We start from the raw sequence: 14256 nt of genomic DNA on the forward strand, positions 1-14256 counted from the left end.
CCTTACACTATGGGAGCGTTTAGCAACAGAAGGAGTACGCGTGCAGCCACGGCTGAGTGTTGTCGTCCCCGTCTACAACGTCGAGCTCTACCTCGACGAGTGCCTGGAGTCCCTGGCCGCCCAGACGTTCCAGGACTTCGAAGTGATCATGGTCGACGACGGGTCGACGGACGGCAGCGCTGCCATCGCCGAGGCCTTCGCGGCGGCGGATCCGCGGTTCCGCCTGATATCCCAGGAGAACAAGGGCCTGGGCGCGGCACGCAACACGGGCGTACGGGAGATGTCCCCCGACAGCGAGTACCTCGCGTTCGTGGACAGCGACGACACGCTCCCCGCCACGGCGTACGCGCTGCTGATCGAGACGCTCGACGAGACGGGCTCGGACTTCGCGGCCGGCAACGTGACCCGGTTCCGCTCGGCGGGCCACGTCCAGTCGCCCGTCCACCGCGTGCCCTTCGCCGCGACCCGGCTCCGCACCCACGTGTCGAAGTTCCGGCCGCTGCTCACGGACCGCACCGCGTGGAACAAGGTGTACCGCCGCACGTTCTGGGAGCGGCACTCCTTCGCGTACCCGGAAGCCATGCTCTACGAGGACGCGCCCGTCAGCGTCCCCGCGCACTACCTCGCCGAGTCCGTGGACGTCCTGAGCGAGCCGATCTACAACTGGCGCGAGCGCGAGATCGGCGAACGGTCCATCACGCAGAACCGCACCAACCCGCAGGGCCTCATCGACCGCGTGAAGTCGATCCGCATGGTCCGCGACTTCATGCTCGCCCGCGTCGGGGACGACCCGATGTACGCGGACCACCTGAAGGTGTACGACAACAACGCGCTCGCCGAGGAGATCCCACTCTTCTGGAAGGTGCTGCCCGGCTCGGACGCCGCCTACCAGGAGGCGTTCCTTGAGCACGTCGGCCGGCTGGTCCGCGAGATCGGGCAGGACGCGGTGCGCGCGCTGCACGTGCCGCACAAGCTGAAGCTGTACCTGACCGTGCACCGGCGCATGGACGAGCTGATCGCCCAGCTGGAGTTCGAGAAGGAGCACCCCGGGTCCATCCCCGTCTCCGGGACGCTGCACCCCAAGGCCGACTACCCCTTCCTCGACCCGGCCGCCCCCGTCCCCGACGCCGTCCTCCGCCTGGACCAGGAGCTGCGGCTGCGCAGCCGCCTCGACGAGGCCGCCTGGCACGACGGCAAGCTGTGGCTGTCCGGCTGGGCGTTCGCGCGCCAGCTCGGCGCGGAGTCGCGGAGCAAGGCGCTGAAGTCGCTGATCCTCAAGGAGAAGGGCAGCCGCCGCACGGTCCTCGTGCCCGCGCGCAGCCACCTCGACCCCGAGGCGACGGTGGCCTCGAGCGCCGAGTTCCGGCACGCCGACTGGGCGGGCTTCGGCGCGCTCGTGAACCCCTCCCGGCTGCGGCACCGCGGCAGGTGGGTGGACGGCGTCTGGTACGTACGGGTCGCCGTGGCCGGCACGGGTTCGACGCCGCGGCGCGGCCCGCTGTACGGGGCCGGCACGGGCTCCGGGCAGACGCCGCCCGCGCACTGGGTGACCGAGGACGTGCGGGTGGCCCCGCAGATCCAGGACGGTGAGCTGGCGATCCGCGTGGAGACGGCGCACGCGCGCGCCCTGGAGGTCCGCGCGGAGGGCTCCCACCTCGTCGTCCGCGGCATCCTGCGCACGGCCCCCGAGGGCACGGCCCGCCTGCGCCTGCGCATGCGCGAGTCCGGCACGATCCTGACGGCACCCCTGACCCTCGGCGTCCCGCACGAGGGCCGCGTCCCCTTCACGGCCCACGTCGACACGGCGGCCCTGACGGACATCCGCACCAACCACGAACGCCTCCGCCCCACCCAGGCAGAACGCTCGATAGCCCGCTGGGACATGTCCGTGGAGGTCGTCGACGCCTCAGGTGACGAGCCCACGTCGACCCGTCTTGCCCTCATCCTGGACGACAGGGAGGGTTTTTCGGGCGCCCAGTTCGCGCAGGCGGACCCCAGCAGGACCGTTTACGCCCGGCGCAGTCCGGGAGGCTACCTCCAGCTCTGCGACCAGCCCGTCCAGCCCCTCGTGGACCACGTCTCCGCCACCCCCGACGGCACCGTCACCCTCACCGGCAGCTACCCGGCCCAGGGCACCCACACACTGGAGCTCGTACTCCGCCAGACCTGGTCGGGCCACGAGTACACCTTCCCTGCGAAGGCGGAGGACGGCCGGTTCGAGGCCCGCTTCGTGCCCGCCCCCACCCACCACCACGCAGGAAAGACCCCGCTCCGCGCAGGCTTCTGGTGGCCCTCGATCCAGAAGCCGGACGGCTCCCGCACCGCCGTCCAGCTCGCCCCGCCCGTCCACCCCGCCCTCCCCCTGGAGGTCAACGCGCACGGCAAGCGCGTAGAGCTCCAGGCCCGCCAGTACGACCAGCTCGCCCTGATGGCCCACTCCGAGCTGCGCCCCGAGGAGCGAAGCCGCCACCGCCAGACCCGCCTGCGCACGGAGGCGTACCCCGCCGCCCGCCACGAGCCGCTCCGCGAGGCCGTCCTGTACGACGTCTTCGGCGGCCGCATGTACGGCGACTCGCCGCGCGCCATCCATGAGGAGATGGTCCGCCGCGGCCTGCCCGTCGACCACCTGTGGGTCGTCAAGGACGGCCAGTGCGAGGTCCCGGCGACCGCGAAGGCCGTCCGCGTGCACAGCCCCGAGTACTACGAGGCGATGGCCCGCTCCCGTTACATCGTCGGCAACACGCACTTCCCGCGCTGGCTGGAGCGCCGCGAGGGCCAGCAGATCGTCCAGACCTGGCACGGCACCCCGCTGAAGCGCATCGGCTTCGACTTCGACAACGAGCACTTCGCGAGCACCCAGTACCTCCAGGACCTGGACCGCGAGCGCCACCAGTGGACGATGCTGCTCTCCCCGAACAGGTTCAGCACCCCGATCATGCGCAGCGCGTTCCGCTTCGGCGGCGACGTGGACGGCGAGCTCCTGGAGGCCGGCTACCCCCGCAACGACGTGCTGCTCGCCCCCGACCGCGCCGAGCGCGCCGACAAGGTGCGGCGCGCGCTCGGCCTGCCCGAGGGCAAGAAGGTCGTCCTGTACGCGCCGACGTGGCGCGAGGACAAGCAGCGTCACCGCGGCGGCTTCCTGCTCGACCTCCGCGTCGACCTGGCGAAGGCGCGTGCCGAGCTGGGCGACGACCACGTCCTCCTCGTCCGCCCGCACGCCCACATCGTGGAGCCGGTGCCGGGCGCGGGCGACGGTTTCGTGTGGGACGTGGCGAGCTACCCGGACATCATGGATCTGCTCCTGATCGCCGACGTCCTCGTCACCGACTACTCCTCGGTGATGTTCGACTTCGCGGTGACGGGCCGTCCGATGCTGTTCTTCACGTACGACCTGGAGCACTACCGGGACCGGCTGCGCGGCTTCTACTTCGACTTCGAGAAGCGCGCGCCGGGACCGCTGGTCCCCACCTCCGACGAGCTGATCGCCGCGCTGAGGGACATCGACGCGACGAGCGCGCCGTACGCGGAGGCGTACGACGCGTTCCGCGCCGAGTTCTGCGACCTGGACGACGGCAAGGCCGCGGTCCGCGTCGTCGACCGCATGCTCGCGCACCGGGGGGCGACCACCGCATGAGCACACGGAAGGGGGGCACCGCCGTGCCCGAGCAGGGTGAGAGCACCGGACCCGAGCTGAGCGTCGTCGTCCACGGCCGCAACGTGCAGGGCCACCTCGGCGGCTGCCTCGACGCCCTCGCCGCGCAGGTGTCGCCCGGCGTCGAGGTGATCGTCGCCGCGGTCGGCGCCTCCGCGCAGGCCGCCGCCGCGGACCGGACCGGCGTCACCGTCGTCCCGCTGCCCGAGGGCACGGGCGACGGCGCGGCCCGCACCGCGGGGGCCGAGCGGGCGGGCGGCCGCTGGCTGCACTTCGTGCACAGCAAGGACAGCGTCCCGACGGGCGCCCCGCGCGCCGTCGCCGACCGCACCGCGGACCTGGCGGCCGGCGTGGACGTCCTGTGCGTCGACCACGTCCGCTCCACCTGGCGCCACCAGGGCATGCCGAGCCCCGACGGCAAACACCTCGCCAAGCAGGGCCGCCGCGACCTGCCGCTCGCGGACTGCCCGAACCTCCTGAAGGTCACCCCGCTGCTCGGCAACCGCGTGCTGCGCGCCGACTTCTGGCGGGCGCACCGGGACGAACTGTCGGTGGACGACGAGACGTTCGCAGCGTACGCAGCGCTGCTCCTCGCCGACCGCGTCGCGTCCCTCGACCACGTGTCTTTGAACGTGCGGGAGTTGCGCGCGGAGAGCCTGCCGAAGGGAGCCCCCGAGGAACGCTTCGCCGTCATCGACCGCTACGAGTCGCTCCTCGCCCTCGCGACCGACCGCGGTCTCCCCACCGCTCCGCGCGCCGCGCTCTACGACGTGATGGTCGGCGACTGCCTGCGCGTCGTCGCCCGCGAGCAGCTGCCGGACCCGGTCCGCAGGGAGTTCTTCCACCGCGCTTCGAAGGCCGCCGTCGCCTGGCGCCCCGAGGGCCACCAGCACCCCGGCGGCCTGGAGGGCGTGCGGCGCCGCCTCCTCGAAGAGGACGCGTACACGAAGTACCGCACGTTCCAGACGGCGAACCAGCAGCGGCGCAAGCTGCGCTCGGCGGTCGTCTCGCGCAAGCACAAGGTGGGCAAGAAGGTCCGCGACCTGCGCTACCGCAGGGAACTGGAGCGGCCCGTCGACCCGAACCTCGCCGTGTTCACGGCGTACTGGGACCGCGGCGTCGCCTGCAACCCGGCGGCGGTCGCCGCGAAGCTCGCCGAACTCGCCCCGCACATCCACGCGGTGTGGGTCGTCTCGGCAGCGAACGTACCGCTCCTCCCGCCCGGCACCGACCACGTCGTGCCCGGCACGCGCCGCTACTGGGAGGTGATGGCGCGCGCCAAGTACCTGGTGAACAACGCCAACTTCCCGAACGCCATCGTGAAGCGCCCGGACTCGGTCCACCTCCAGACGCACCACGGCACGCCGCTGAAGCGCATGGGCCTGGACCAGCTCGACTACCCGGCGGCCGCGAAGGGCCTGAACTTCCACGACCTGCTGGCCCGCGTGGACCGCTGGGACTACAGCGTCTCCGCGAACGGCCACTCCACGGAGATGTGGGAGCGCGCCTACCCCTCGCACTACACCTCGCTGGACTACGGCTATCCGCGCAACGACGTGTACTACAGCGCGACCGCCGCCGACATCCGCGCGATCCGCGAGAAGCTCGGCATCGCGCCCGGCAAGCGGGCGATCCTGTACGCGCCCACCCACCGCGACTACGAGGCGGCCTGGACCCCGCGCCTCGACCTCGCGACCCTCGCCGACCGCCTCGGCGAGGACACCGTCCTGCTCGTCCGCGGCCACTACTTCTACGGCGGCGCGGCATCCCCGCTGGCCGGGCTGCGCAAGAGCGGCCGGGTCATCGACGTGTCGTCGTACGACCCCGTGGAGGAGCTCGCGCTCGCGGCGGACGCACTGATCACGGACTACTCGTCGATCATGTTCGACTACGCCAATCTCGACCGCCCGATCGTCATCTACGCCGACGACTGGGAGACGTACGCGACGACGCGCGGCGTGTACTTCGACCTGATGGCACAGGCGCCGGGCAAGGTGGCGCGCACGCAGGAGGAGCTGACGGCGCTGCTCACGTCGGACGCGTGGCGGGACGAGTCGGCGGCGAAGGCGCGGCGCGCGTTCCGGCACCGCTTCTGCGAGTACGACGACGGGCGCGCGGCCGAGCGGGTCGTACGCCGCGTCTTCCTCGGCGAGAGCGAGGAGTCCCTGCCGCCCGTCACGCCGGTCGACGAGCGCACCCCGGCACCGACGCCCGAGGAGGCGACCCAGCGATGATCACGACTCCTGATGTCTCCGTGACGCCTGACGTCACCACGACGCCTGACGTCACCGTGACGGTGATCGTCTACAACGACGCGGAACGCCTGCCGCGCGCGGTCGCGTCGCTGCGCCGCCAGACGCACGCGAACATCGAGATCATCATCAGCGACGACCACTCGACGGACAACACGCCCGAGGTGGCACGGCGGTTGGCGTCCGAGGACGACCGCGTGTCGTACCTCCGCCTCCCCGAGAACAGCGGCGGCTGCAGCGCGCCGCGCAACCGGGCCCTCGACGTCGCGCGCGCCCCGTTCCTGATGTTCCTGGACAGCGACGACGAACTCCCGGAGCGCGCGGTCGAATTGCTTCTGGCCGCCCACCGCGACCGGGAGGTGGACTTCGTGATGGGCGCGGTGGAGCGGGTACGGGTCGACACGGGCCGCACCTCCACGTGGATGTCGCACCTGGTCGCCGAGCGGCGCACGGTGGAGGGCATCGAGGCGGAACCGGCCTTGTTCTTCGAGCACTTGTCGACAAGCAAGATGTACCGTCGCACGTTCCTGGACAGGAACAACCTCCGCTTCCCGGAGGGCATCCACTACGAGGACCAGCTGTTCTCGGCGCAGGCGTACTGCCTGGCGTCGTCCTTCACGGTGATCCCCGACCCGGTCTACCGCTGGTACATCGCCCCCTACGAGGCGGCGGAGTCCGCGTCGATCTCGAACCAGCGCCACAAGCTGACGAACGTACGCGACCGCATCCACGTCCAGCGCCTCATAGACGCGTTCCTCGTGTCGAGCGGCCACGAGGACGTCCGCGAGGCGAAGGACTACAAGTTCCTGAAGCACGACTTCCGGATGTACGCGGGTGACCTGCCGTTCCGGGACGAGGAGTGGCTGACGGGCTTCGCGGAGATCGTGACCCCGTACCTGGTGGAGCTGTCCCCGGGCGCGTACGCACGCCTCCCTCGCGCCGAACGCGTCGTACTCCGCCTGGTCCAGGACGGCCGCCTCGAGGAAGCGCAACTGGCGGCGCGAGGCCTGGGCCACGGAGTGGCCCCGCGCGAAACGACATTGGACGCCACCGGCCACGTCTACTGGGGCGGACACGTCCCCGAAACCCCCGCCTCCCGCAGGGAACTCGACGTCACGGACCTGGGCCTGGACTCCCGCCCCTTCGCGAGCGCGCAGTTCCGCCACGAGATAACGCGCGTGGACCGTGGCCCGGCGGCCACGGTGGTCCTCTCCATCCGCACGTACGACCCGGGCCTGCGCCTCCCGGTGGGCCCGCAGGTGGCCACGCTCCTCCTCGCCCCCGGCCGCCGCCGCTTGAAGACCCCGTTCCGCCTGGACCCGGTCCGCCCCGGCGTCTTCGAGGGCACGGCCCGCCTGGACCTGGCAGCGACCCCGCTCCCCCTGAACGGCTTCGCAGGCACCCGCCACCCGGTCCTCCAACTGACCTCGGGCCAACTCCGCAACACGGCCCTGCTCCTGGCTCCCCTCACCTTCCCCACCCTCACGGCCCGCGTCGACTACCGAGGCGGCGCCCTCCCCCACGAGGTCACGGTCGAACCGGAAGGCCGCGCCTCGGGTCGCCTCCAACTCCGCTGGACCCCGGTGGGCGTGACGTCCCGCGTCATACGTCCACTGGCGCGGAGGGCGGGGGCGAAGGCGGGGTCGCGCCTTCGCAAGGCGGCCCGTCTGGCCGGGGCGCTCACTCGCTGAGTCCGAAGGATGCGGGGTGGCCGTCCAAACTGGACGTCACGTCACGGACGTCAAGTCACCGGAAGGCCACCCTTGTTGCCGCATTCGGACAACGGTGGGGATTCGGAGGGATTCGGCCCCTGAGGGGCGGGAGTGGCGGGAAGATGCCGGTGACGTGACGTCACAGGGCGTCACCGAAGGGGGGAAGTCCCATGTCCCACACACTCACCAGACCTTCCCGGGGGCGGCGCCTCACCGCTCTCATGACCGGCACCACGTTGGCGGTGGCGGGCCTGGTGGCACTCCCCGCCCCCGCGCAGGCCGCCGCCGGCCCCTCCGCCTACGTGGCCAACTTCCACGGCGACACGGTCTCGGTGGTCGACACGGCGACGAAGACCATCACCGACACGATCACGGTCGGCAACAGCCCCGTGGGCGTGGCGATCGCGCCCGCCGCCGAGCGGGCCTACGTGACGAACTTCGACGAGGCCACGGTCTCGGTGATCAACACGGGGACCGACGCGGTGACGGCGACGGTCCCGGTCGGCAGCAACCCCCTGAACGTGGCGGTGACTCCGTCGGGGTCGCGCGCGTACGTGGCGAACAGCGGCGGGACGACGGTGTCGGTGCTGGACACGGCGACGAACACGGTCAGCGCCACGATCCCGGTCGGGCAGGCCCCGAACGGCGTGGCGATCAGCCCCTCGGGAGCCACCGCCTACGTCACGAACAACAACTCCGACTCGGTGTCGGTGCTGGACACGGCCACGAACACGGTCAGCGCCACGGTCCCGGTCGGGTCCGCCCCGGCGGGCGTGGCCATCGACCCCACCGGCACCACCGCCTACGTCACGAACAACAACTCCGACTCGGTGTCGGTGCTGGACACGGCCACGAACACGGTGAGCGCGACGATCCCGGTCGGGGGCACCCCGAACAGCGTGACGTTCGCCCCGTCGGGGAGCCGGGCGTACGTCGCGGACCGGGCCAGTGGCGACGTGAAGGTGATCGACACGGCGACCCGTGCGGTGACGGCGACCGTCGCGGTCGGCGACGGCCCGGTCAGGGTCGAGGCGGACCCGTCCGGCGCAGCGGTCTACGCGGCGAACATCGAGGACGACACGGTCTCGGTCATCGCCCCCGGAACGAACACGGTCACGGACACGATCGCGGGCTTCACGGGCCCGTACGGCATGGCGTTCACCGCGGCGCCGCCCACCACGCAGGCGGACATAGCCGTCAACCTGACCGCCAAGCCCAACCTGGGCCTGCTGGTCCCGTACGTCACGTACACCCTCACGTCTCACAACAAGGGCCCGGCGACCGCCACATCGGCAACGGTGACGGCAACGCTCCCCTCGGGCGCGAGGGCCACGAACCTGTCCCCGGGCTGCTCAGCCTCGGGCACGGCGGTGACGTGCGACTACGCCCCCATCGCACCGAACACATCCGCGCAGAAGTCCTTCCGAGTCCCCCTGCACCTACTGACCCTGGGCCCGGTCAAGGTCACAGCCGCACGCACGGCCTCGACCCCCACTGACCCCACCCCCACCAACGACACGGCATCGGTAACCTGCACAGCAGTCTCGATCATCCTGGTCACCTGCCCGTAACGCCCCACCACCCCCTCCCGAAGAACAGCAGGAGAAAACCGTGAGCGGCAGCGACAGCATGTGGGTGAGCACGTCGATGCCGTACCTCAAGCCCCGGGCGAAAGGGCAACCCGACGCCTGGGGCGAAGAGGCAGCGGCCCGCGGCGGCACGGGCACCCAACGCATCGCCCACGCAGGCGAGGTCCCCGCCCCGGCCGACGTCGCGGACCTCCTCGGCATCGCCCCCGGAGACCCCGTCGTCGTACGCCGCCGCATCATCGAACTCGACGGTGAACCCTGCGAACTGACGGACACCTACTATCCCGTCACGATCGCCCGCGGCACGCCGCTCGCCGGAACAGCCAAGATCCGCGGCGGCGCCGTAACGCTCCTGGCGAGCCTCGGCCACGTAGGCGTACGCGTCTGGGAGGACGTAACGGCCCGCATGCCCACCACCGAGGAACGCACAACGCTCCGCCTGGACCCATCCGCACCGGTCCTGCGCCTGCACCGGGTGACACTCGACCACGAGGGCCACCCCATCCAGGCGGACCTGATGCTGATGCCCGCCCACCGCCAACAGCTTCGCTACGAGATCGACATCAGCTGACCGCGCCTGTCGCAGCGCAATACCGTCACACCCAAGTGAGCCGTTGTCCCGCCGGACCGACATGCAGCCGCATCCGGTCCGCCGCCGGAGACCCGTCCGATCGCCACCGCGTGACCCGCTCAGTGATCCGGTCCCACATGCGCTCCCCGCCGCCCTGCCGGACCATCCACCGCCCGCCGTCGCGGAAGAGGGCCGCCCACACCCCGGCGGCCACGTCGATCACGACATGCTCCGTCCGCCCGGCCCGTTCCAGCGTGAGCCGTTGCGCACCCGGCACCGCGGACTGTGCCACGAACCGCGCCGTCCAGTCGTCGAGTACGTCCGCCCCCAACTCCGCGGGCTCCGCATTGCCCTCGTCCAGGTTCGGCAGGACTCCGAGCGGGGGCGGCAGGTGAGGCCTGGCCAGCATGAACGAATCCTGCCCGCCGAGAACCGGGCCGCTCGCCGTGCCGTCGTCGGCGACCGTGAGCCGTACGAGTTCGGATGCCTGCATCCATCCGCCGACGGTGACCAGAACTTCGCCCCCGGGCCGGGTCTGCGCCAGCCACTCACCGGGCACGGTGTGGACGCCGCACGTGGCGATCACCCGGTCATAGGGGTGGCCCGGGTCGTGCCCCGCCAGCCCGTCCCCGGTCAAGCGCGCAGGCCAGTACCCGGCACCCGCGAGCGCGATACCGGCACGCGCCGACACCTCCGCGTCGACCTCGACCGTGGTGACGTTGTCCTCGCCGACGACGTGGGAGAGCAGGGCGGTCGAATAACCCGTGCCCGTGCCGATCTCAAGGACGCGCGTCCCCTCCGCCGCCCGCAGGTCCTCCAGCATCCGCACGACGAGACTCGGCAGGGTGGAGGACGACGACGGAGCCGCCGCGATCCGCCCCTCCACCTGATCGGGGAAGACACTGCCGGCCACCTGTGTCACGAGGGTGTCGTCCTCGTAGACCCGTGCCAACCCGGCGGCGCTTTCCCCGGCCACCGGGGCCACGGGCCGGTACCAGCCTCCGTCCTCGTACTCGAACCATCCTCGCGCGAGGAACGCCTCGCGGGGCACGGACAGCACGGCGGCTCTCCACTCCGGGCCGCGCAGGGCACCCGCTGCGGACAGCCTCCGCACGAGGTCGACTCGCAGCTGCTCCGACAGCGCGGTGTCAGCCATCATGGCTCGCTCCGTTCTCCAGAAGGTCGGCGACCGCGGTCGTGATCGGCAGACCGGCCGTGTCTTCGAGCCACGCCCATTGACCGTTGGGATTGCACTCCAGGAACCACCATGTGCCGTCCGCGGTCACCGCGAAGTCGAAGGCACCGAAGTTCAGCCCGAAGTGGGCGAGGAACCGGAACAGAGCACCGCGCACCACGTCCGGGCATGACACCGCCTCGTAACGGAGATTTCGGTACGCGGCCCGCCAGTCCACCACCCCCGGCGGAGCGACGATGCGGGCGCCGAGCACCTGCTTTCCGACGACGACCACCCGGGCATCGGCCACTTTGGGCACCCGCGCCTGGAACAGGTGCGCACTGTGGCCCACGTCTTCGTCGACCTCGTCCGCCGCGACCGGAGCGGCCCAGATTCCGGCAGGCTCGTCGTCGAGCCAGTAAGCCCCCGCGTGCAAGGGCTTGTAAATCGTGGCCTGTTGAGCACAGAAGTCCTTGGCCTTCACCAGTTCATTGGTGATCAGGGTGGCAGGAACGGTGAACCCGGCCTTGAGCGCCGCTGCCAGTTGCGCAGGCTTGTACTCCGCCCGCGCGATGGCCTGCGGATGACTCACATACGAGCACCCCGACAGCGCTCCCAGCACGCCGCCCAGGCCGCGCCGGTTCTCCTGCCCCGCGAACCGGCCCGCCTGCTCGCCGACGCCGGTCGGGTACGGGCTCGGCCGCCGGTGATAGAGAGCGCGCACCGCTGCCAGGTCAACCGTGCGCTGTCCGACTGTCAGCCGTCCGTTCCACCCGTCCGCGCCGAGCCGTGCGGCGAGCACCGCCGACGCCGGAAAGTCGCGTCCCGGGTCGAACCGGAGGACGGGCACTCGTCGTCGGTTCAACTCCGCGATGACCAGATCGGCGGTCGCGTCCTCGTACTCCGTGCAGACAAGCACCGCGCGTCCGCCCATGCCACCCCTCCTAATCCTGGGCGGCGTCATGGCCGGAGTCGGCGTCCATCCTGCCGTCCTTGCCGACCTGCGTGGGCGGGTAGGTGTTGACCGACGTCCCGTGTTTGCCGAGTTCGACCGGCCTCGCCTCCCCGTCGCCCCCGACCCATCGACCGGTCTGGGCGACGGGGTCGATGCCCGCGTACTGCCAGGGCGAGGGCGATCCGTTACGCAACGGGACCAGCCGTCGCAGCGCCCACGGGCTCCGCACCTTTGCCCCCGTGACTGTGGTCAGTGTTTGCATTGCTCCTCCTCGATCGTTTTCCTGTCGCGGCCGTGCGACTGGACGCGCACCATGTGATCGAGCTCCGCGAGGCACGGGCCGCACCCGTACACGTCGCCCGTCGCTCCGGGGGTCCGTACGGAGCCGACCCACAGCACTCGCACGTCTTCGCGTCGGCAATACAGCCAACAGGTGCCGACCACCCACGAGTTGCCGTCATCGACCTGCGCGACGAGCGGCCACGCGTCGCGCCACGGCCGTGCCACGGCCGGATGGAAGGTCACCCTCCGCCCTCGGACGCACCGCCGGACGTGCGACGCGTCACCGCCCCGTCCCCTCCGCGCTGCGCGCCGAGTCCCTGACGTGCAGGAAGCCTCCCGCCTTCTCGATCTCACGGGCGACCTCGTCGTACTCCTGCGCGACAGACGAGATCATCGACCGCCACGCCGTGAGCACCGCTCCCGCCTCGGCCGCCTTGATCCGGTCCAAGGCCTGCCCCAGCCCCGCGCGCCCGTGCGGCGGCAGCAACCCCACGTGCTCCTCGATCACTTCGGTGATCTCCCAGCCGAACGCGGCGGCGTACTGCGTGCACTCCCTGCGCGGGGCCGCGATATCCGCGCCTGCGGCGCCGGACAGGTAGATCACACAGCGGAACCGCTCTATGCGCGCGACCACGGCCGGTACGCCGGTCTCGCCCGGCGTGACGCCCGCCGACGCGTCGGCGAGGCCCTGCCGTCGCCTCAGCTGCCCCTCGGTACGACGAGCCGCACACGGCTCCTGCCCCTGATCACGTTCGCTGCTGACCATGCGGATATCGTGTCGGCACGATCACCCAGAGTGAAGAGACGGGGCGTCCGAGCGGCGGGGGTTGCCTCGCCCCGGCTCCTACGCTCCGTACGACTACGCGATGAGCGGCATCCCGATGAGTTCGCCGATGTTACGAACCCGCGCCGTCGACACCTTCGCGAGCCGCTTCCCGATGACGCCGGGCAGCGCCTGGTGCCTGACCCACTCGGGGGCGTCGAGCGCCACCTCGATGAGGGTGTCCGCCGCCTGGTCGTGCAGACCGACCGCGCACTGGGCCAGGGCGACGTCGAGCTTGTAGCGGTTGCGGGCCAGCTTGGGCATGGAGCGGGGGAGTTCGGCGCGCGCCGCCAGGGTCAGTGCTTTGCCGTGGTTCCCGAGCGCCACGGCGATCCCCACCGCCTCCGTACTCGCCGCGGTCGGGCCGAAGTGCGTGCCGTGCAGCGTCACGTCACGCCCGAGCCGCGCGGCGGCCGCGTGAGCCTGAGAGAGGTAGTCGTCCGCCACGGCGGAGTCTCCCTTGCGTGACGCCGCCACCGCCGCGGAGACCATCAACCGGCCATACCCAAGCAGTTGCGGGCTCGACGCCTTGCTGAACGACGGCTCGATCCGAAGGGCCGCACGCTCCGCCACCGTGATCGCCCTGGACACCTTCGCGCTGCGCAAATAGATCCACGACAACGTCGACTCGAGGAGCGCGACTTGAACCAGGTCACCGGACTCGTCCGCCAGACGTCGCGCAGAGATCAGCGCGCTCAGGGCCAGGTCACGCTGGCCGAGCAGGATCGCCGCCGAGGAGGCGAACTGGTACGTGCCGGCGAGGACCGCCCCCAGCCGTTCGCGTTCTTCGCCCGTGGCCTGCCCGTACCGGACGCTGCCTTCCAGCAGGACCTTCGCGATGAGTTCACTCAACTCCCCGTACGCGCCCTGCCAGTACGTGGCACACACTCGCTCGTGGGCCGCCGCCAGTTCGGCGAGCGAGCTCGGCTCCTCGATGCCGTCCCAGTCTCCGAGGGCGCTGTCGTGCACCGCGTCGGAAAGGCGGCGCAGGGCCGCCCGGGTGTCCTGGTTCGTCGCCCGTCTCGGGGCCTGCTGCCCCAGGATCACGGACACGTCCGACTTCAGCGCGTGCGCGAGCTTGAGAAGCGAACCGATGGACAACTCCCCCCGGTCCTGCTCCGCCTTCTGCACCAGCGCCAGTGACAGCCCCGACGCCTCGGCGAGCCCCTGCTGCGTCAGATCGGAGCCCCGCAAATGCTTGATGCGCTTACCGGTCGTCAGGTCGGCCCAGTTGCTCACGATCGCC

General features: G+C 71.1%; 11 protein-coding genes. 5 read left to right on the forward strand and 6 right to left on the reverse strand.

The features are described 5' to 3' along the window. Window positions 1–40 precede the first annotated feature (40 nt). The 5 genes from DEJ49_RS13715 to DEJ49_RS13735 all read left to right on the forward strand — a co-directional run bounded on the left by DEJ49_RS13715 (window position 41) and on the right by DEJ49_RS13735 (window position 9776). Window positions 41–3634 carry a bifunctional glycosyltransferase family 2 protein/CDP-glycerol:glycerophosphate glycerophosphotransferase gene (locus DEJ49_RS13715; RefSeq protein ID WP_150184389.1) on the forward strand — a complete coding sequence of 1198 codons (3594 nt, stop codon included), beginning with the start codon at window positions 41–43 and terminating at the stop codon, window positions 3632–3634. Then, a complete protein-coding gene (locus DEJ49_RS13720; RefSeq protein WP_150184390.1) occupies window positions 3631–5886 on the forward strand; it encodes a CDP-glycerol:glycerophosphate glycerophosphotransferase in 2256 nt (751 codons plus the stop codon). Before DEJ49_RS13715 ends, DEJ49_RS13720 begins: the two co-directional genes overlap by 4 nt. Then, window positions 5883–7595 (forward strand): glycosyltransferase family 2 protein, encoded by a 1713-nt coding sequence (locus DEJ49_RS13725; protein ID WP_150184391.1) that lies wholly within the window; start codon window positions 5883–5885, stop codon window positions 7593–7595. The genes DEJ49_RS13720 and DEJ49_RS13725 overlap by 4 nt, the downstream gene beginning before the upstream one ends. Window positions 7596–7786: 191 nt before the next feature. Continuing rightward, a complete protein-coding gene (locus DEJ49_RS13730; RefSeq protein WP_223832822.1) occupies window positions 7787–9187 on the forward strand; it encodes a beta-propeller fold lactonase family protein in 1401 nt (466 codons plus the stop codon). A gap of 58 nt (window positions 9188–9245) precedes the next feature. Then, the gene (locus DEJ49_RS13735; RefSeq protein WP_150188215.1) at window positions 9246–9776 is read left to right on the forward strand and encodes a GntR family transcriptional regulator; all 531 of its coding nucleotides are present in this window, start codon (window positions 9246–9248) and stop codon (window positions 9774–9776) included. 25 nt (window positions 9777–9801) lie between these two features. Here DEJ49_RS13735 and tgmC read toward each other — a convergent pair whose 3' ends face one another. The 6 genes from tgmC to DEJ49_RS13765 form a co-directional block, all read right to left on the reverse strand. Continuing rightward, window positions 9802–10935: an ATP-grasp peptide maturase system methyltransferase gene (gene tgmC, locus DEJ49_RS13740; protein WP_317850450.1), complete on the reverse strand. Its 1134-nt coding sequence runs from the start codon at window positions 10933–10935 to the stop codon at window positions 9802–9804. After that, the gene (tgmB, locus tag DEJ49_RS13745) at window positions 10925–11884 is read right to left on the reverse strand and encodes an ATP-grasp ribosomal peptide maturase (RefSeq protein ID WP_150184392.1); all 960 of its coding nucleotides are present in this window, start codon (window positions 11882–11884) and stop codon (window positions 10925–10927) included. The genes tgmC and tgmB overlap by 11 nt, the downstream gene beginning before the upstream one ends. Window positions 11885–11894: 10 nt before the next feature. Continuing rightward, a complete protein-coding gene (tgmA, locus tag DEJ49_RS13750) occupies window positions 11895–12167 on the reverse strand; it encodes a putative ATP-grasp-modified RiPP (RefSeq protein WP_150184393.1) in 273 nt (90 codons plus the stop codon). Beyond that, entirely contained in the window at window positions 12155–12430 is a 276-nt protein-coding gene (locus tag DEJ49_RS13755; protein WP_223832823.1) for a hypothetical protein, read from the reverse strand. The genes tgmA and DEJ49_RS13755 overlap by 13 nt, the downstream gene beginning before the upstream one ends. Window positions 12431–12467: 37 nt before the next feature. Then, window positions 12468–12953 (reverse strand): hypothetical protein, encoded by a 486-nt coding sequence (locus DEJ49_RS13760; RefSeq protein ID WP_150184394.1) that lies wholly within the window; start codon window positions 12951–12953, stop codon window positions 12468–12470. A gap of 93 nt (window positions 12954–13046) precedes the next feature. Beyond that, entirely contained in the window at window positions 13047–14249 is a 1203-nt protein-coding gene (locus tag DEJ49_RS13765) for a helix-turn-helix domain-containing protein (RefSeq protein WP_150184395.1), read from the reverse strand. Between the last annotated feature and the right edge of the window lie 7 nt (window positions 14250–14256).

The organism is Streptomyces venezuelae, assembly GCF_008642335.1.
GTDB classification, from domain to species: Bacteria; Actinomycetota; Actinomycetes; order Streptomycetales; family Streptomycetaceae; genus Streptomyces; species Streptomyces venezuelae_F.

Excerpts from the sequence above, each read along its gene's own strand:
- DEJ49_RS13735 (WP_150188215.1), top strand. The coding sequence starts at position 9,246 with ATGTGGGTGAGCACGTCGATGCCGTACCTCAAGCCCCGGGCGAAAGGG.
- DEJ49_RS13760 (WP_150184394.1), bottom strand. The coding sequence starts at position 12,953 with ATGGTCAGCAGCGAACGTGATCAGGGGCAGGAGCCGTGTGCGGCTCGT.
- DEJ49_RS13730 (WP_223832822.1), top strand. The coding sequence starts at position 7,787 with ATGTCCCACACACTCACCAGACCTTCCCGGGGGCGGCGCCTCACCGCT.
- tgmB (WP_150184392.1), bottom strand. The coding sequence starts at position 11,884 with ATGGGCGGACGCGCGGTGCTTGTCTGCACGGAGTACGAGGACGCGACC.
- tgmC (WP_317850450.1), bottom strand. The coding sequence starts at position 10,935 with ATGATGGCTGACACCGCGCTGTCGGAGCAGCTGCGAGTCGACCTCGTG.
- DEJ49_RS13720 (WP_150184390.1), top strand. The coding sequence starts at position 3,631 with ATGAGCACACGGAAGGGGGGCACCGCCGTGCCCGAGCAGGGTGAGAGC.
- tgmA (WP_150184393.1), bottom strand. The coding sequence starts at position 12,167 with ATGCAAACACTGACCACAGTCACGGGGGCAAAGGTGCGGAGCCCGTGG.
- DEJ49_RS13725 (WP_150184391.1), top strand. The coding sequence starts at position 5,883 with ATGATCACGACTCCTGATGTCTCCGTGACGCCTGACGTCACCACGACG.